This is a genomic window from Georgfuchsia toluolica (genome assembly GCF_907163265.1).
Lineage (GTDB): Bacteria > Pseudomonadota > Gammaproteobacteria > Burkholderiales > Rhodocyclaceae > Georgfuchsia > Georgfuchsia toluolica.
In genome coordinates this window covers 1,584,759-1,603,076 of the sequence record NZ_CAJQUM010000001.1, presented here as the reverse complement: position 1 = coordinate 1,603,076, position 18,318 = coordinate 1,584,759, and the positions used below count along the sequence as shown (strand labels likewise).

Here is an 18,318-nt window from a genome sequence, read left to right as displayed (position 1 = left end):
TATCAGCCCGGATGCCGTTCCACCTTGACACACGTGGAACGGTCGGCGCGCTTCACCAACTCGTAGATACTGTTCGGCGAATTGAACGAGTTGCGAACGATCACGCCCTGGTCGAACAGCGCATCCTGCACCGCCGCCGAAATGGTGTGCAGCGGTGCGCCACCGCCTTCGCCCATGCCCTTGGCGCCATTGTAGCTAAAGGGCGACGGGGTTTCGATGTCGTCGAAGGCCAGATCGGGCATGTTCATCACCGTGATCGGTGTGTACTCGGTGAAGGAGCTGGTCAGCAGGTTGGCTTCCTTGTCGTAGATGTAGGACTCCATCATCGCGGCGCCAATGCCATGAGCTGTCGCGCCATGCACCTGGCCGGCGACGACCTTCGGGTTGATGACATTGCCGCAATCGTCCACTGCCGCGTAGGCGAGAATCTTTGGCACGCAGGTCGTGCGGTCGATCTCGACCACGGCGATGTGCAGTTGCGAGGCGTAGGTCAGCGTCAGGTTGCCATACTTCTTCTCGACATCCGGGATGTTGAACGGCGGACGATAGACATGGCGGATGTTGAGCGTGACGTCGGCAAGACTGTCCGGCTGACCGGCGGTGTTGATGTTCACCATCGCCGACAGCCCCCAGTAATTGATGCTGCGATCGGTGCCCTTGACGCGCAGTTCTGGACCTTGCTGGCCGACGCCAAATTCGAGATCGTCCTCGGCGGCTTCCAGCGCGAATGACGCCAGCTTTTTCATTTCCTTCTTGAGCTTCTGGCAGGCGCCATGCACGGCGGAGAGGCCGGTGACGGCGAACTGGCTGGCGTAGGAGCCGGAATGGCCGCCGTGGCTGTTGAAGATCGTATCGAAGCCGGTGCGCACCTCGACCATATCCGGGCGGATGCCGAGTTCGTCGGCCACCACCTGGGCGGTGGTGGTCTCATGGCTCTGGCCCGAGGGCGTGGAACCGAGCATGACGACGACGGTGCCGTCGAGATCGAGCTTGATCGTCGCCACTTCCGAGTTGCCGGAGAAGGGCAGGTAGGAGTTAACGATCCGCGCCTGGCCGAAGTTGTTGGTGCCGGAGTCGAGCGTGGTGCCGATGCCGATGCCGACCCAGCGACCATCGGCGCGTGCCTCGGCCTGCTTCTTCTTCCATTCGTCCCAGCCGATCAGGGCCTTGGCCTTTTCGAGCATCAGCGGGTAGTTGCCGGAGTCGTACACGCAGCCGTTCGGTGTCGTGTAGGGGAAATCGCGAATGTAGTTCTTCAAGCGCATCTCGTCAGCCGGAATCTTGAGCTCGTGAGCGCAGATGTCGATGACGCGCTCCATGAACCAGAGCTGTTGCAGGCGCGAGTAGCCGCGGTTTGGCGCGGACGGCCCCTTGTTGGTGACGACCTGGTTGAAGTCGATCCTGATGTTGCGCAGCTTGTAGCAGGCCGGCAGCACCTGCGACCAGATGACGCAGCCGAGCGGCTCGTAGCGCGGGTAGGCGCCGCAGTCGTCGATGTGCCGGGAGCGGAGGGCAGTGATGACCCCATCCTTGTCGAGCGCGACCTCGGTGTCGAGATAGACGCGCTCGCTGCCATGGCCGCCGGCCTGCATGTGCTCGGTTCGGGTCTCGACCCACTTCACCGGACGGCCGCCGGCCTTGCGCGAGGCCAGAGCGGATAGCGCCATGTAGGGATAGTTGCCGATCTTGTTGCCGAAACTGCCGCCGATATCCTGGGTCTTGCAACGGACCTGGTCGATGGACAGGCCCAGCGCCGGCGCGATCATCTGGATGACGATGGCGGGGAAGGAATTGTTGCAGAAGAAGTCCACGCCACCGAAGGGTGACCAGGTGCCGATCACAGCATTGGTCTCCAGCGGCGTGCTGGCGAAGCGGTGGAAATCCATCTGGCCGATCTTGACGACATGGGCGGCTTCGGCGAAGGCCTTGTCCACCTCGCCGTATTCATAGACGCCGTGCCAGTGATGGTTACTACCCAGGCCCGGATGAAGGATGGACTTGTCCTCGAGTGCGGTTTTCCAGTCTACGACGGTGGGTAGGGCTTCATATTCGACTTCGACGAGTTGTGCCGCGTCGGCGGCTATGCGCGGATTCTCGGCGATGACCGCGACCACGGGTTCGCCCTGGTAGATGGCCTTTTCGACGGCCATCGGGTAGTCCTTGATGTTCTGCGCGTTACCGGGGCCGATCTGCATGAAGGGCGTGCAGACATCTGCTACTTCCTTGCCGGTCAGGGTGCACACGACGCCGTGCAGCGCCTCGGCTTTCGACGTATCGATCCTGACGATGCGGGCGTGGCCGTAGGGGGAGCGCACCAGGGCCATGTGCAACATGCCGCCGACCTTGTAGTCGTCAACAAACAGGCCCTTGCCGCGCACCAGACGGCTGTCTTCCTTGCGCGACAGGGAGGAGTGCACCCACTTGTCGCCGCCCTGGCGGGCGACGGCATCGGGGAATTCGCTGTTGCGGCCGAACGGTTGCAGCTTGCCGGTGACGGCGTCGGTGCTGTCGGGCGTGCCGGAGCCGGTCCAGCCGGCGATCAATGCAGCGGCCGCGGCCGCTTCGCCGGCGCTGCTTTCTGCGGCTGGCGCGGCGGCGTCCGACTTGCGCAGCCGGCGCATCAGGCCGGATACCCAGCCGGACTTGGCGGCTTTGCGCGCGGCTGCTTCCTTCTGATACTCGGGCGACATCGCCTGCTGCAGGCTGGTGATGACGGCTTCGATCTGCCGCTCGGCATAACCTTGCATGCCGCCGCCGGCCAGCGACAGTATCTTGCCGACGAGTTGTACTTCGCCCAGCCACTTGACCAGCGTGCCTTTGCCCATGGGCTCAAGATCGTAGGACGTGGTCATGGTGTAGGCGCCGCCCATGACCTTGCCGGTGCCGACATAGGTGGCGTGCGTCGGGGCTATTTTCTTTTGCAGCGTAAGCTGTGTCGAAGCCGTGCCGCGTATCTTGCCAATGCCGACCGAGACCTTGACTTGGGCGGTATTGTCATCCTTCATCTCCAGGCTGGAGAAGGCCGGCAGCAGCGGAGCGAATTTCTGTGGATCAGACAGCAGATTGAAGACTTCCGTCGGCGGCGGCGAGACCTCGAACTGGCCGGAAAATTTCATTTCCATTATTTGCTCTCCCTGGTGGCCTCGTTTGCAACCGCTTCGACGGCCTTGATGATGTTCTGGTAGCCGGTGCAGCGGCAGACATTGCCGGCGATGGCCTTCTTGATCGCCTTGCGGTCGGCGGCGGGATTCTCTTCGAGCAGGGCATGCGACGACATCAGCATGCCGGGCGTGCAGTAGCCGCACTGGAGGCCATGATGTTCCGAGAAGGACTTCTGCAGCGGATGCAGTTCGCCATTCTGCTCCAGCCCTTCGACGGTCAGGACTTCGCAGCCATCGGCCTGGACGGCGAATAGGGTGCACGACTTGACCGTGGCGCCGTCCAACTGCACCGTACAGGCGCCGCAATAACTTGTGTCGCAGCCTACGTGCGTGCCGGTGAGGCCAAGTTCCTCACGGATGAACTCGACCAGCAGCATGCGCGGTTCGATCTGGCGGCAGTACTTCTGCCCATTGACGGTAACCTCGATGGTTACCAGTGGATATGTATCATGCATAAACATGACTCCCTTCGATTTTGATGTTGGCACAACGGCGGATGGCGACATTGGCGGTCTGCACAAACAATCCGCGCAGCAGGGCGCGTTTGTATTCGGTAGTGCCGCAAATATCGCTTTGCGGATCGGCGCTGGCGCCGGCCGCTTCGGCGGCGCGAAGCAGAAGCGGCTCCGACAGAATCTTGCCGCGCAGTTCCGCTTCGGCCTGCATGGCGCGGCGCGGCGTTGGACCGGCGCCACCCATGACAATGCGCACATCCTGGCAGGAGTTGCCGGGGCCGAGCGTGAGCTGGACGCTGACGGAGCAGACCGGGAACGCCGCCGCCGCCTTCTTGTAGGCAATATGGGCGCCGCCGCTGTTGGCCGCAGGCAGCCTGAAGCGCAGCGCCGTCACCAGTTCGCCCGCGGCGATGGTGGTGGTATAGGCTTCGGTGATGAAATCCTGGATGGGGATCGTCCGCTCGCCGTCCGGACCGGAGCACTCTACCTCGGCATCGAGCGCGTGCATCAGTACCGGCCAGTCACAGGTGGGGTGGGCCGTGCTGACCGAACCGCCGATGGTGCCGCGGTTGCGCACCTGGACATCGGCGATGCCGGCGGCGCAATCCCGGACGATGGGAATGGCGGCGGCGATGTCGGACTTCGCTATCCAGCCGTGAGACGAAAGCGCGCCGATCCTGACCCAGCCGTCATGCTGCGTGGCAAAACGCAGGTCGGGTAAGCGGCCGATGTCGACCAGATCCGTCGGTTCGTCCATGCGCAGCTTCAGAATGGGAATAAGCGTCTGGCCGCCGGCCAGGGGCTTGGCGGTTTCTCCCAGTGCGGATAGCATCAGGATGGCTTCTTTCAGGGAAGCGGGGCGGTGATACCGGAAAGGCGCTGGATACATGGCGGGTTCCTCAGGATAAGTATTTCCATCTTGCCGTCGCATGCCGGGCAACCGGGCGCAACGCGCCTGTTATGCTTGCCCGGTTCGAGCGCCGGCACATAAGTTTCCGCAATTACGATAGATCGAACCATCGGGCCGTGCTTGTCGCGTAGAGCGTATTGAGTTGACTATCCGTGCGATCGACCTTCAATTTGAACTGCCTCTCGCTGTTGTCGGTTAAATGAATGGCCCAATCCCTGGGCCTCGTTGCCATTGTCAAAAAATGGCTGAAACCGGATGCCTCTTGCTACACTTTGCTGCAGATGTTGTCGGGCGCGCTTTCATTGTCGACAGCAGCAATGCCGCGGTTGCCGCGCCGACGAATTCGCCGCGTGCGTGCGCAGCGGCCAGGGCCTTGAGATCCGCAAGCTCGTCGATATCGGTTTCCAGAACCGAATCTCGCACTACCTCGATCGCCATTCCGGCTTCTGCGGCAGCCTGGTGAAAGCCGGCCAGGCTGTTCTTGCCAAACACCAGGGGCAGCGGCAATGGCAGCGGAGCGAACAACAGGTTGGTGCCGCTGCCTTCCTTGCATGCCGCAGCGCGCACTTTGTACTCGGTGGAACGGCCGGCCCCGAGAATGAACCGGTCGATGGCTTGCGAGGTGAGTTGCGGCAGGTCGCCGTGGGCGATGAGGACGTCGGTGGCGCCTTGTGTGCCTGCCCACCGGGCCGCAGTCGTCAGGTCCTCGTTCAGTCCTTGCGCAAGACCGGTATTGAAATAACCGACCCCGTCGATATCGATCAAGTTCTCCAGATGGGGGATGTCGCTAACGAGGATCACTCGCGTCACGGCACGCGAACTGGCGAGCGCCGCCACGACATCCCGCGCCATTGCCAGGGTCAGTGCGCGCCGCACCTCGGCGCCCAGCGCGCCGGCGAGGCGCGTCTTTGCCCTGGCGAAATTCTTGAGGGGGATCAGTGCCCAGATTTGCTTCATGTCTTCATGCCAACTCGTCGGAGAATGCGAGGCATCGCCGTGCCAGTGCTATCTTGTCATCCAGTGACTTCATGACAATGTCGCAAGCGGCGACGCGGGGAACGCTTACGGTGGGCGCATCGGCGGTGTCGACGATGTAGCCGTCGAGAAAATCCTTGTAGTGGCAGGCGACTGCGGCCGCCGACGGTTCGACCGAGAGTTCCCGCATGATTTTCGCTGTCGGCCCCTTGATGGCAGCACCGCGGACGATAGGTGCGACGGCGATCACCGGCGCAGGCGTGGCGACGAGTTTTTGCCGCACGCCTGACAGCGCAAGGATCGGGTCGATGCTGAGGTAGGGATTGGAGGGGCAGATGAATACGCCGGCCAGATCGGGATCGGCGAGCGCTTCCATCAATGCCGGCGACGCCGGAGCGTCGGCTGCGCCGAGGTATTGGATGCCTGTTATCACCGGCGCGCAGCGTTCCTTGACGAAGTATTGCTGGAAGGCCATCAGCCCTTCCGCCGTCTGTACCATGGTGCGCACCTTGCCGTTGGTCATGGGGGCGATGCGGTGTGCGATGCCTAGCCGGCAAGCGATATGCGCCGTCACCGCGCCAAGTGAAAGTCCCTCGTCGAGCATCATGCGCCGCATAAGGTGCAGGCCGATATCCTTGTCGCCGAGGCGGAACCATGTTTCGCCCCCCAGCCGCTCCACGGTATCGAGGGCATTGAAGCTTTCGCTGTCGCGCCCCCATCCCTGGGTCGGCTGCACCAATCCCGCCAGCGTATAAGTGACGGTGTCGATGTCCGGAGAAATCGGCAAACCCAAATGGTCGAAGTCATCCCCGGTATTGACGACGATGGTCAACTGTTCGGGCGCCAGAACATGACTCAATCCCAAGGCCAGTTTGGCGCCGCCAACACCGCCGCACAAGGCGAGATAATGCTTCTTGCGCGGGATGGCTACAGTGTGCATGGCCGCGTTCAAAGAAACTGGTCCTGCTCTACAGGACGGATCAGATCGGCGGCCCGACCGGTGCCGCCGAAGTCCAGACCGCGCACGATGACGATCGGCAGGGCCTGATCGGATGGCCCCATAAGGATCGAGGCGGCGGCGGCGATTTCGTCGGCCTGGGCGACTTCGGTAACTTCCATCCTGCGACGAGACAAGTCGGTTCGGCCGCGGTAATCGTTGAGTGCGACGATCCCCGCGCTGCCGATGCAGACACCGCAAGTACCGAGTCGCCATGGACGGCCGAAACTATCGATGATGAGCACGCCGACATCCACGCCACAGGATTGATGGATGCCGGCGCGCAATTCCGCGGCGCTGCGGTCGGGGTTCTCGGGCAGCAACAGAATCTGCGTATCTCCCGACTCGATGTTGGAGCGATCTATCCCGGCATTGGCGGAAACGAAGCCGAGCCGGTGGCGCACAATGAGGATGTCTCTGGTGCAACGCACAATGCGGTCGGATTCGCGTAAGACCATCTCCACCATGCGCGCATCCTTGTTGCAGATCGCCGCAAGTTCGCGCGCACGCGGCGATGCTTCAACATCCGCAAGCCGGACATAACGGTTTTCCGACTTCGAAAGGATCTTCTGCGTGACGACAAGAATGTCCCTGTTACAGAGTGGAAGGTCATTCTCCTGAAGGGTTTTGAGGATCAGCGGCAGCAGGGGTGTGCCGGGCGAAACCAGGGGAAACCCCACGGGAGCGAACATTTCGAGGCGCCGCGGGTGGGCGCCGGTTTTTGTTCGATGATTGCTCACAAGACGCTCGCCGTGCGCGTGTTCATGGCGATGGCTGTAACGCGAACGGCCCCGGGTAACATGGCCTGGCGTATATCCATGGTGCGATGCAAGCATGTTCTCATCGATAATGGCCTCAAGGCTGGTCATGGCGCGGTTGGCACAATAAAACGAACCATTCCCCGCTTTACGTATCATACTTCTTCAAGCGCGCTTCACATATGGAGTGAATATGAAATCCGTTCAGTCTTCAAACCTTAACGATTCCAGCAGTGAGCGTCTTGCCCCGCTCGGCAGGAACGTTGTTCATGAGTGCAAGCGTGTGGTTGTCGTCGGACAGCCACGGGTTCGTGGCTGTTCATGTCGCCGCCGCACCAATGTGCGCTCAAGGTCATTTGGGAATGCTCGGTTAATCAAGACAGCGATCCACTTGGCCAATATCGTCTCTCCACACCAATTTCTTTGTGCTGCTATCGAAGGAATGCTCGAGACAGGTCTGAGCGCGGATCCGGAAATACTGAGTGAGAGTCTGGCCACCGTAGCGGCGAGCAATAATTTAATCGAAGGAGGAACGATGTGAACAACGTACAGTTCGACCAGAATTCTCTGAAGCCTGGAAAATGGATCAGGTCAACCTGCAAGATGTGCTTGCACTCCTGTTCCACGCGGGTGCACGTTACCGACGATGGCGTTATCAACAAGATCGAAGGAGATCCAACCAATCCATCGAATGCCGGCAAGCTGTGCCCCAAGGGTAATGCCGGCATCATGCGCCACTATGATCCGCAGCGCTTCAAGCAGCCGCTACGCCGGACCAATCCGGCCAAGGGGCCGGGGATCGATCCGAAGTGGGAGGCGATCAGTTGGGATGAGGCCTTCGAGATCACAGCTCGCGAAATCAAGAAATCGCTTGATGAAGATCCGCGCAAGATCATGCCTTCGCTGGAAGATTTCCAGAAGATGCATATCTGGAATTGGCCTCTGGCACTCGGAACCCGCAACTTCTATCAGTCCGGCGGCACCATGTGCGGGGGGGCCTACCATCCGCTCAACGGTTACGTTCACTCCACCTTCGGCGCGGTCAACGACGCCAGGCATTGCAATTACTGGATCAGCAATGGCGCCGGCGACGGTTTCTCGTCGCATTTGCACGCGGCGGCGGCATCGCACTGGGTGGCCAAGGCACGCGTCGAGCGTGGCATGAAAGTGGTGGCGGTTGAACCGCGCATGTCCATTGCGGCCGCCAAGGCCGAAGAGTGGGTGCCAATACGCCCCGCCACGGACCGTCAGTTCGCGATGAGCCTGAGCCATGTCCTGGTGAATGAGGGATTGTGCGATTACGTGTTCCTGCGCAAGGATACCAATGCACCTTACCTGGTGGGGCCCGATCAGTACTTCGTGCGCGACGCCGACAGGCAGATCTATGTCTGGGACACCTCATCCAACAGCGCCAAGCTGTGGAACGATCCGACGCTGAAGAACGAGAATCTGGCGTTGGAAGGGGAGTATGTGGTCAACGGCGTGAAATGCCGGCCTGCCTTTCAGGTTTACAAGGACACTCTCAAGGACGCCTCTCCCGAGACAATGGAGAAGATCACCACCGTGCCAGCCGCGACCGTGCGCCGCATCGCGCGGGAGTTTGCCAAGGAAGCCCGCATCGGTGCAACCATCACACTGCCCGATGGGCGTACCGTGCCCCTTCGTCCCGCGGCCTACAACTACTACCGTGGCGCCCAGGGGCACAAGACCGGCATGCAGACGAATCAGGCCTTTCAGTTGGTCAATATGCTGATCGGGAATATCGACCATCCCGGCGGCCGCTGCGGCGTGACGCTCACCGATGGCAGTGTCGATAACAATCACTGCTATCCCGGTGAATGCGGACAGATGCTCGGCACGCCGCATCAACTCGGTCCCATGCCTGACTTCTCGTGGCCGCCCAATGAGTATCACCTGGCCGGATTTTTCCCGGTCGGGGTTCACCCTCCGCACCTCAACATGCTCTCGTTCCTGGAACCGGAGAAGTACGGCTCCACCTTCAAGCCCGATGTCCTGGTGAACTGCCACTCCAACCCGGTGTGGGCGATCCAGGGGCCACGGGACAAGTGGTTGCAATTCCTGCGCGAGATGCGCTTCATTGTCTGCGTCGATGTCATCCCGACCGAGATGACCGACTTCGCCGACATCATCCTGCCGGCCAACGACTACCTGGAAACCTTTAACGGCACGATGATCGAGCCGCCGTACACCGAAGGCATCTGCTTCCGTCAGCCCATCACGGCACCGATCCACGATACCAAGAGCGAAGAGGAAATCTTCTTCGAACTGTCCGAGCGTCTCGGCGTGCTGGACCAGTACAACGAAGTGATCAACATGATATTGGGGTTTGAGCAGAAGCCCCACCTCAAGCTTCAACCGGGCAAAAAATACACGGACCGCGACATCGCCGAACGCGTCGGACTGCTCTGGAACGACAAGCCGATCGAGTGGTACATGGAGCACGGTCATTCTTCCACCGAGCGCCGTCTCGACAAGCTCTATCGTCCATGGGAAGGCATGCGCCTGTTGTTCTATATCGAAGATCTGGTATATCAGCGCGAGGCGCTGCGGCAAAAGTTTGAAGACGCCAAAGTGCCGTTCCGTGACGAGTGGCCGTTCGACGACTACCAGCCATTGCCGACCACGGTGCTCGATCCGATTCATCTCGAACCGAAGGAATACAACCTGTATGCCATCACCTTCAAGGACATCCAGATGAACTTCGGCGAGGGCCTTAGCAATCCCTGGCTCAAGGACATCACCTACCGCGACCCGGTGCACACCGGCCTGCTGCTGAACCGCGGCACGGCGCAGAAACTGGGCTTCGCCGACGGCGACATCGTCCTGGTCGAATCGCCCTATGGCCGTCTCTACGGGCGTCTCACCACGACCGAAGCGATGCATCACGAAACCCTGGGCGTCTCCAACTCGCTGTCGCGCACCAAGAACGAGAACCGCTCAGTCCTGATGGCGGGCGGACACTACAACGACTTGCTGCCCTATGACATGCGCAATACAGACGGGGCGACGGGTCAGCCCGAAACAAGTTGTCGGGTAAAGCTCACGAAACTCGACGACTGGCCTGATTTCCTCAAACATGGCTCGACCGTCTACGACTTCGTCGACTCGATCCAGAAGGCCGAAGGCAAGGGAGGGCAACATAATGGCTAAGCTGGGAATGGTCTTTGACCTCAAGGCCTGCATTGGCTGCAATGCCTGCGTGGTGGCCTGCAAACAGGAAAATTCCATACCGGACGGGGTGTTCTTTACCCGCACGCTCAGTCACGAATATGGTGAGTATCCGGCTGTCAAGCGCGTATACATTCCGACGATCTGCAATCAGTGCGAGGACGCGCCGTGCGAAAAAGTGTGTCCAAGCGGCGCTACCTACACGCGCGCCGACGGCATCGTCATGGTGGATGACCAGAAGTGCATCGGTTGCAGCAGTTGCGCGGTGGCCTGTCCCTATGACATGCGTACCATGCTGACCAAGGACGTGCTGACGACAGGCCTGTTCGGCACGGGGGAACTCACGCCGTTCGAGCGGCAGGGCTATGGCCGCTTCACGGCGGGAACTGCGGTCAAGTGCGACTTCTGCAGCGAACGCGTCGACGCGGGGCTCAAGCCTGCCTGTGTGGAGACTTGCCCGACCAACGCCCGTATCTTCGGTGACCTTGAAGACCCGAACAGCGCTCCCAGTGTCCTGATCCGCAAACGCAACGGCCGTCAGCCGTTGCCGGAAAAGAACACCAAGCCTAAGGTCTACTACGTCGATTGAACGCGGTAATTAACAATCAACTATTTTGGGTGGTACGACGATGATACAAACAAGTACTGGCATGGTCGGCAACTCCTTCAAACTGGGTTACCGCTTCCAACGCTATTGGGATACCTCGATGGCCATTGCCTTCTTCTCCGCAGAAGTCGGTACGGGACTATTTCTGGTGTCGTTCTATTTCAACCTGCTTTGGGGCATGATTCTCGGGTTGGCCATCACGGGCACGCTCAAGCCTTACTTCCACCTGGCCCACATGGGTGTGCCAGACAGGTCATGGCGGGCGATTCTGCGCCCGGATCGTTCCTGGATCAGTCGCGGCGTCATCTCTATTGGCATACTGATCGGATTTGGTGTGCTGCACGTCGTCGATCGCAGCATCGGTCTCGAGGCGACCTTCGGTTTGCCCGCCGCGCTGGGCCATGCGGTCAGCTACCTGGCGGTGATAGGTGCCGTGCTGGTGATGTGCTACCAGGGCATGGCCATGTCCGACTCCGAGGCATTCACGCTGTGGGCCAGCCCACTGGTGCCGTTATCGAGCTTCTGCTACGCGCTGACCGCAGGAGCCTTGGCGACGCTGGCCGTGGGGTGGGGTGTACTGGGCGAGGAGCAGCGGGCTACGCTATTGACACTGGCGCTGACGATGCTTCTGGTCGATCTGGCCGTTGTGGTCGGCATTCTGGTCCGCGCCAGGAGCAAGTCCAAGGGCGGCGCCTTTTCAGTTGATCTGCTGATGAGAGGCGAGTACGCGGCCAGATTCCGCAATCTGGTGCTGATTCTTGGCATAGTGTTTCCGGCGGTGCTTCTTGCCGCCGCAGGTACATCGCGGCTGGTGGAATTGCTTGCCCTGCTGGCGATGCTGGTCGGCTTCTTCAATTTTCGCATGCTCATGTTCAAGGCAGCTGTGTTCGAGCCGATTAGCCACGATCTTGCGGGAAGCATTGGTTTGCCCTCCGCGAGGTAAGGGGCATGAACTTCAGACTCAGCGCCGCATCAGGAGAAAGGAATACCTTTGTGGGTGTGATCGAGTCTTTCGCACGGAGTTTTGGTATCAAGACCAAGGCGGCGGAGCAATTGACCGCCGATGGCGCCGGCTGTTGCTCGGTCGAATGTCATGTGGTCCACGAGGATGTCCTGACGGTCGAGATAGAGGAGATCGGCACCTATGCGTTGATGTGGACGCCCACCGAGGACAATACCTCTGCAATAGGCTACACCATCGAGGATGGCATCCTGGGAGAGGGAGGCGTGCCGGAATCGTTGGCTCTGGCGGCCGGATTCGCCTTTACGGAAGGCATCGTCGACTCGCTCGCTGATATTGCCAACATGGCGGTCTGTCCTGAGCGGCCGGATGTTGTGCGGATGCGCCTGACCCATCCGTCGGGTGTTGCAGTACGCCGTCGCAATGTGGTCATGAACAGTTCTTGCGGCATTTGCGGCGGACGCGAGCAGTTGGCAAGTCGCTTTGCCTGCACGCCGCCGGTGCCGGATACCCTGCGCATGTCGGTTGCCGATTTCGCTGGGGTGCGGGAGGCGATGCATCGTCATCAGGGCATCTTCGGCCAAACCGGCGGAACGCACGGTGCGGCGGTGTTTGACTCCGATCTGATGGTGGTGGCGGTCGCCGAGGATTTGGGCCGGCACAATGCGCTCGACAAGGTCATCGGCTACCGTTTTCTGAGTGATTTGGGTTTTGCCGGCTGCGGGGTTTTTATTTCCAGTCGCGTCAGTTATGAGATGGTGGCAAAATCTGCGCGCGCGGGTTTCGAACTGGTCGCTGCGATTTCTGCGCCGTCATCGCTGGCGATCGAAATGGCCGACCGCTTCGGCATCACTCTCGGCGGCTTCGTGCGCGGCGACAGCGCCAAGATATATACGCATCCTCACCGGATCGTCGCCCGGGCAGGAAACTCCTTCCTGGCGTGATATGTCTTGCCTGCCTTAAGGCGCCATCAACGAAGGCAGATCGGCTTGGTTTTCCGCGATATGACGGAATGGAGCCGGGCAGCGAAAAGTCCGGGTCCGGTCAATCTATTTTTTGTAAAGCCATTGCGCGAACAGCCTTGTGTAGCGCGGCATGATGACGTAGGTGACAAGCGCGACCATGGCGGCGGCAATCAAGCCGTGGCGAACGCCCGACAAGCCGAGTAGCGGCCAGAGGTCGAACGCCGGTTGCAGTATCGGTGGCACGACCACCGTCAGCGGCCAGATAACGGTTGTCGTCAGCAACCATTGTTTCCAGCGCGGCGGCGTGACACTCGATGCGGGTGTGAACCAGTAGTCGATCCCGCTGACGACATCGATCTGTTCGCTACTATCGAGCAGGCTGTCCATTTCGTCCATCAAGGCGCGGCGCTCCTTAGAGCGGTACCAGTGACCCGCGTCACCATGGCTTTCGAAGCGCACGGAAATCACATACTCGTTCTGCCCGGAGGGCGGGCGCATGATCCGGACACCCAAATGTCCGGGAAAGCGGGCTGCCACCTTCATGGTGCGCCGCGTCCAATTCTCGTAAGCGTCTTGTGCCCCGGCCTTCACCTTGTGGCGCACGACAAAAAACACGTGTTCGGGCGGGCTTGATGGCGCATGATTGGGAACGATGAATTTATGCGTCGCGTCTTCTACAGTCATTAGTCATATTCCGCCGGAAGGAAGTGAAGAGAGCGGCAGGCACAAACCGTCGAGGGGGCGGCGGACAGGTGGCTTGCCCGCATGCGCCGGATAGCCGAGCGTCACCATGCCTTGCGGCTCCCATGTTGGAGGCAGTCCAAGGACGTCGCGCACGACATTCGGACAGAACAGCGGCGCGCATACCCAACAGGCGCCCAGTCCCGCAGCATGGGCGGCGAGCAGGAGATTCTGGCCGGCCATGGCGACGCTTTGCACGGCCATCAGGTACTCGGCCTGGCGACGGGATGGGTCCGGATAGCGGTCCATGTCCTCCGCGGACAGGCAAACGACGACTACGGCCGGCGCACTGGTGATGCGTAGTCGCGAGCGCGCGACATCCGCGGCGACCAGTTCCAGGGCGTCGCCGTCCGCAAGGCGGTCAAGACGCAGTTGCTCGCCCATGGCGTCCGCAAGGCGGACTTTCTCGTTTGCGTCGACGATGACCCGAAAGCGCCAGGGTTGTCGGTTATGGGCCGACGGGGCGCTTACCGCGACTTGCAGCAGCGTGTCGATCAGATGGCGCGGCACGGCAGCGGCCTGGTAGCGCCGAATCGAGCGCCGCCCCTCAAGTACTGCTGCAATGGCCGCATAGTCGGGCGCTGTGGCGCCGCGGTCAGCTGCGTATTCTTGGAGGTGCAGATGGGTGTTCAAGCGCGTGCCTCGTCAGTTGAGTTCAATGAGCAAATCCTTGGCGTCGATCTTGTGTCTTTCCCCGATCGAGTTCCACCGTGATTCCGCTGTGCTGGCACAGGCCGTAGAAGAACACCGGCATGGGCAGGAGCGCGACATCGCCGGCACGGCCCACTAGCGGCAAGCTTCCGCGTTGTGTCCAGGGGTTCGGTGGCAGCGCGCATTATGCGGATGGCAATTCCACTGCTATTGTCGATGAGGAGTTTGCGGATTCTCTTCATGTTCTTCCTCTGGGACGTCGGTGGAAGGGGTTGCGGCAAGCGAAAAGATACGTCTTGTGTGCGCCGGGGTCTTGCACAGATAGGCTCGGCCGTTTGTCTCAGCGTGCAAGCTTAAGAGAACACCCATGGCCGTCGATTTGCTGCCGCCTGGTTTGCGCTGTTGGTCAATTGCTCCCGCCTCGCCGGGCAAGACTCTATGGCGGGTGCCTATTACGATGTACCTTAGTTCGATGCTGTTAGGGGCATTCGGCCCGATCTTTTTTTGTGAGTGAAAATTCTTTTTTGCGGGAGCAAGCTAAATGACCAAGACCGTACAGCCCAAGATGGGTATTATTTTCAAGTCCTACGAACCGCTGTCGGCGATTCGTGCCTATGCCGAACAGACCGAAGCCTCAGGTTTTACCGGCGGCTTCTGGATCGCTGAAGCCTACCACTGGTTCCGCCAATACGGTCTGGAAGCGCGTGGCTGCTTCACGACGCTCGCAGTTGTTGCCCAGGCGACCAGGACGATCCCGGTCGGCCTTGGCATTACTTCCCCCTACATGCGTCACCCGACCATCCAGGCGTCGGAAGCCGCCGGGATCGACGAATTGTCCAACGGCCGTTTCGTCATGGGCATCGGGGTCGGCAAGGTCGGCATCGAGTACCTTGAGTATGACATCGAAAAAATGCGCCCGGTTGCGGTACATCATGAGTCGATCGATATCATGCGCCACGTCTTCAGCGGCAAAAAGTATTCCTACGAAGGCAAGTACTACAAGTCGTCGATGCCCGCGTTTGATCGTGCTGCCAAGGGCCTGCGTACCGAAATACCGATCTACGTCGGCGCCACCGGCCCCTTCATGCAGAAGCTCTCCGGCAGGGAAAGCGACGGCATGCTGCTCGCCGGCCTGACCTCCCCGGCCTTCGTCAAGTACGCCATCAACAACATGAAGGAAGGCGCGGCCAAGGTCAATCGCACCCTGCCCGACAGTTTCCCGGTCGGCGGTGTGATCCTCTGCGCCTGCTCGCGCGATGGCGCCAAGGCCCGCAATGCAACGCGCAGCTACACCGGCACCTACATCGTCAACAAGATCCGCAACATCAAGAATGACGTGATTCTGGCTGGTTCGGGTCTGCCGGACAGTTCGTGGGACCCGTTCCGCAAGGCCATCGCCGAAGGCACCCAGGACAATGTCACCCACCTGGTCACCGACGAAATGATGCGTCGTTTCACGGTCATCTCCGGCACGCCGGCAGAGTGCCTGGAAATAGTCCAGGAACTGATCGATTCCGGTCTGAACCTGCCGCTGCTGGAAGTGGTCGGCAACACCACCGAAGACAATCTCGAAACCATCCGCCTGATGGGCGCGGAAGTCCTGCCCAGGCTCAAGCCCGGACCTGCTGTCACGGCCTGAGGAATAGGGCTGCGCTGCATGCACCGCGTGCCAGGCGCGCGGTGCCATCAATACAACAGAGAGGCGAATATGAAACTGGCAAGTTTTAAGATCAAGTCGAGCGGCAAGGCCACGATAGGCGTAGTGCTGGCCGACGGCGGTATCCTCGATCTTCATGGGGCAACGAACGGCGAGTTGCCGAACGTGATGATTTCCTTCCTGGAGCTGGGCGAAAGCGCAATGGCAAGAGCTCGCGCACTGTCGGCAAAGGCTGCCCTGGGACAGTCCAACGTCATTCCTCCCGCCGATGTCGATCTGCAGGCGCCGGTACCCCGCCCTGGCAAGATAATGCATACATCATGCAATTTCCCGGCCCACCTCAACGAGTTGAGCACCTGGAAGGAACCCGAGTGGCAGTCGCACAACTGGGGCAATTTTCATTTCGAACACCCCACCGGCTTCCTCGAGGCGCCGTCCAGTGTCGTGCCGACCAACGCTTCGGTCAAGGTGCCGCACTTCACCAAGCAACTCGACTATGAGATCGAAGTTGGCATCATCATCGGCAAGAAGGCCTTTCGTGTTTCTGCCGAAGAGGCGCTGGACTATGTCGCCGGCCTGACAATTTTCAATGACCTCTCGGCGCGTGATATCCAGGCGCGCGAGCATTCGAACAAGGTCATCCTGCTGGGCAAGAGCTTCGACGGTTCCTGCCCGCTCGGCCCTTATCTGGTGACGCTGGATGAAGTGGGCGACGTCAACAATCTCGGCATGCTGCTGACGCTGAACGGCGAAGAGCGCCAGACCTCGAACACCGGCAATGTCATCTACAAGATCGCCGACATGGTCTCCTGGTGGTCAAACACTACGCTGGAACCGGGCGATCTCATTACCTCCGGCAGCCCTCCCGGCGTCATCGCTGGCCGCAAGGATCCCCAGTATCTGAAGAATGGCGACCGTATCGACTGCAACGTCGAAAAGCTCGGCACGCTGACGACCTTCATCGTCGAATAATCCGCACGAGGAAAACATGGCAAACAAGGTAAATTGCGATCTCGTCAAAAAGGCGACCGATCTGATCGATCGTGAACGTTTGGTCAATCTGACGATTGATTTGACCAATATTCCCAGCCCGACCGGCTTCGAGGGTGATGTCGCGCGCGCCTATCACGAAGTACTCAAGGGTTCCGGCTTCGATGCCACGCTGCAGCCCATTGGCGACGAGCGCTATAACGCCATTGGCCGCCTGCAGGGCCAGGGTGGCGGCAAGTCTCTCATGTTCAACGGCCACCTCGACACCTCGTTTGGTCCCGAGCAGGCTCATCGCGGCATCGGCTATCAATGCAAGGGCACGCTGGTCGACAACGAGTGGATCTATGGCATGGGCTCCTTCAACATGAAGTTCGCCCTGGCCAATTACGTTACCGCCGTCGAAGCGATTCGCAAGGCCGGCATCAAGCTTGGTGGCGACGTTGTCATTGCCGCCGTTGCCGGTGAGATCGAGAAGGCGCCTGTCAATGAATACGAGGGTCGCCAGTATCAGGGTTATGGCGTCGGGACCAAATACGCCATTACCCACGGTGCCGTGGCCGACTACTGCATCCTCGGCGAACCCACCAACATGATGCTGATCCCGCGCCACTGCGGCACGACCTGGGTCAAGATCACGGTGCCTGGCCACCTGATCCACACCGCCTGGTCGGAGGTCGACCGCAACGCCATCAACAAGGCGCGTGTGGTGCTCGATGCAATTCACGATTGGATTCCGGATTACTGCAAACGCAACGCCATCGGCGATTTCCAGCCGCGCGTCAATGTCTCCGCCATTGAAGGCGGCTGGCCCTGGCGTGGTGCCCGCACACCGGACAACTGCGTGATCTATCTCGATGTGCGCACGATTCCCGGTGTCTTGCCGGTGGCGGCCTTCAACGAGGTGCGCAGTGTCATCAAGAGCGTGGTCAAGGCCGATTCCCGCCTGGAAGGCACCAAGGCCGAAATTTTCCTCTCCGCGCCGGGAACTTCCATTCCGGACGATCACGAACTGGTGCAGAACATCATCAGCGCGCACTCGAACCAGTTGGGCAAGGCGCCCGAGATGGGCATCGAAACCTGGTACAGCGATGCTGCCCACATGAACCGGTACGGTATCCCCACCGTTAACTATGGTTCTGCAGGCCGCATCCGTACCGGTGGCGGCGGTTTCTCCACGGCGCAGGGCGAGCATACGCATATCGGCGACATGATGGACATCGTTCGCGTCTACATCGAAGTGATGATGAACATGTGCGGTGTGGTCGAGTAAGGTAGGCCAGGCCTCAGGACGAAGCTCGGAA

Annotated in this window: 17 protein-coding genes; 9 read left to right on the top strand and 8 right to left on the bottom strand. The window is 60.3% G+C overall.

The window, feature by feature from the left end; translation table 11 throughout:
• Positions 1-2: 2 nt before the first annotated feature.
• The 6 genes from K5E80_RS07515 to cofE form a co-directional block, all read right to left on the bottom strand.
• Complete coding sequence (locus K5E80_RS07515) at positions 3-3,122, bottom strand: molybdopterin cofactor-binding domain-containing protein (protein WP_220635567.1); 3,120 nt, start codon at positions 3,120-3,122, stop codon at positions 3-5.
• A complete protein-coding gene (locus K5E80_RS07510; protein ID WP_220635566.1) occupies positions 3,122-3,616 on the bottom strand; it encodes a (2Fe-2S)-binding protein in 495 nt (164 codons plus the stop codon). The genes K5E80_RS07515 and K5E80_RS07510 overlap by 1 nt, the downstream gene beginning before the upstream one ends.
• Complete coding sequence (locus K5E80_RS07505) at positions 3,609-4,505, bottom strand: FAD binding domain-containing protein (protein WP_220635565.1); 897 nt, start codon at positions 4,503-4,505, stop codon at positions 3,609-3,611. The genes K5E80_RS07510 and K5E80_RS07505 overlap by 8 nt, the downstream gene beginning before the upstream one ends.
• A 255-nt stretch (positions 4,506-4,760) precedes the next feature.
• The gene (gene cofC / locus K5E80_RS07500; protein ID WP_220635564.1) at positions 4,761-5,483 is read right to left on the bottom strand and encodes a 2-phospho-L-lactate guanylyltransferase; all 723 of its coding nucleotides are present in this window, start codon (positions 5,481-5,483) and stop codon (positions 4,761-4,763) included.
• A 4-nt stretch (positions 5,484-5,487) separates the two neighbouring features.
• A complete protein-coding gene (gene cofD / locus K5E80_RS07495; RefSeq protein WP_220635563.1) occupies positions 5,488-6,441 on the bottom strand; it encodes a 2-phospho-L-lactate transferase in 954 nt (317 codons plus the stop codon).
• Between the two features lie 8 nt (positions 6,442-6,449).
• Entirely contained in the window at positions 6,450-7,367 is a 918-nt protein-coding gene (gene cofE, locus K5E80_RS07490) for a coenzyme F420-0:L-glutamate ligase (RefSeq protein WP_220635562.1), read from the bottom strand.
• 82 nt (positions 7,368-7,449) lie between these two features.
• On the opposite strand from cofE, the gene K5E80_RS07485 reads away from it, so the two are divergent.
• The 5 genes from K5E80_RS07485 to fdhD are packed head-to-tail and all read left to right on the top strand — an operon-like array spanning position 7,450 to position 12,957.
• Positions 7,450-7,797, top strand: a complete 348-nt coding sequence (locus tag K5E80_RS07485; protein ID WP_220635561.1) for a hypothetical protein — start codon at positions 7,450-7,452, stop codon at positions 7,795-7,797.
• Positions 7,794-10,427, top strand: a complete 2,634-nt coding sequence (locus tag K5E80_RS07480) for a molybdopterin-dependent oxidoreductase (RefSeq protein WP_220635560.1) — start codon at positions 7,794-7,796, stop codon at positions 10,425-10,427. The genes K5E80_RS07485 and K5E80_RS07480 overlap by 4 nt, the downstream gene beginning before the upstream one ends.
• Positions 10,420-11,034, top strand: a complete 615-nt coding sequence (locus tag K5E80_RS07475; protein ID WP_220635559.1) for a 4Fe-4S dicluster domain-containing protein — start codon at positions 10,420-10,422, stop codon at positions 11,032-11,034. The genes K5E80_RS07480 and K5E80_RS07475 overlap by 8 nt, the downstream gene beginning before the upstream one ends.
• A gap of 40 nt (positions 11,035-11,074) precedes the next feature.
• Positions 11,075-11,995 carry an NrfD/PsrC family molybdoenzyme membrane anchor subunit gene (gene nrfD, locus K5E80_RS07470; protein ID WP_220635558.1) on the top strand — a complete coding sequence of 307 codons (921 nt, stop codon included), beginning with the start codon at positions 11,075-11,077 and terminating at the stop codon, positions 11,993-11,995.
• 5 nt (positions 11,996-12,000) lie between these two features.
• Positions 12,001-12,957, top strand: coding sequence for a formate dehydrogenase accessory sulfurtransferase FdhD (fdhD, locus tag K5E80_RS07465; protein WP_220635557.1), 957 nt, complete (start codon positions 12,001-12,003; stop codon positions 12,955-12,957).
• A gap of 105 nt (positions 12,958-13,062) precedes the next feature.
• Here the strand turns inward: fdhD and K5E80_RS07460 are convergent, their stop codons facing one another.
• Both K5E80_RS07460 and K5E80_RS07455 read right to left on the bottom strand, forming a co-directional pair.
• Entirely contained in the window at positions 13,063-13,662 is a 600-nt protein-coding gene (locus tag K5E80_RS07460) for an antibiotic biosynthesis monooxygenase (protein ID WP_220635556.1), read from the bottom strand.
• 3 nt (positions 13,663-13,665) lie between these two features.
• Complete coding sequence (locus K5E80_RS07455) at positions 13,666-14,352, bottom strand: nitroreductase family protein (protein ID WP_220635555.1); 687 nt, start codon at positions 14,350-14,352, stop codon at positions 13,666-13,668.
• A gap of 25 nt (positions 14,353-14,377) precedes the next feature.
• On the opposite strand from K5E80_RS07455, the gene K5E80_RS16930 reads away from it, so the two are divergent.
• The 4 genes from K5E80_RS16930 (at position 14,378) to K5E80_RS07440 (ending at position 18,287) form a co-directional block, all read left to right on the top strand.
• Complete coding sequence (locus K5E80_RS16930) at positions 14,378-14,509, top strand: hypothetical protein (protein WP_281420202.1); 132 nt, start codon at positions 14,378-14,380, stop codon at positions 14,507-14,509.
• A 402-nt stretch (positions 14,510-14,911) separates the two neighbouring features.
• A complete protein-coding gene (locus tag K5E80_RS07450; RefSeq protein ID WP_220635554.1) occupies positions 14,912-16,009 on the top strand; it encodes an LLM class flavin-dependent oxidoreductase in 1,098 nt (365 codons plus the stop codon).
• A 69-nt stretch (positions 16,010-16,078) separates the two neighbouring features.
• Entirely contained in the window at positions 16,079-16,999 is a 921-nt protein-coding gene (locus K5E80_RS07445) for a fumarylacetoacetate hydrolase family protein (RefSeq protein WP_220635553.1), read from the top strand.
• A gap of 16 nt (positions 17,000-17,015) precedes the next feature.
• Positions 17,016-18,287: a M20/M25/M40 family metallo-hydrolase gene (locus K5E80_RS07440; RefSeq protein WP_220635552.1), complete on the top strand. Its 1,272-nt coding sequence runs from the start codon at positions 17,016-17,018 to the stop codon at positions 18,285-18,287.
• Positions 18,288-18,318: the final 31 nt, after the last annotated feature.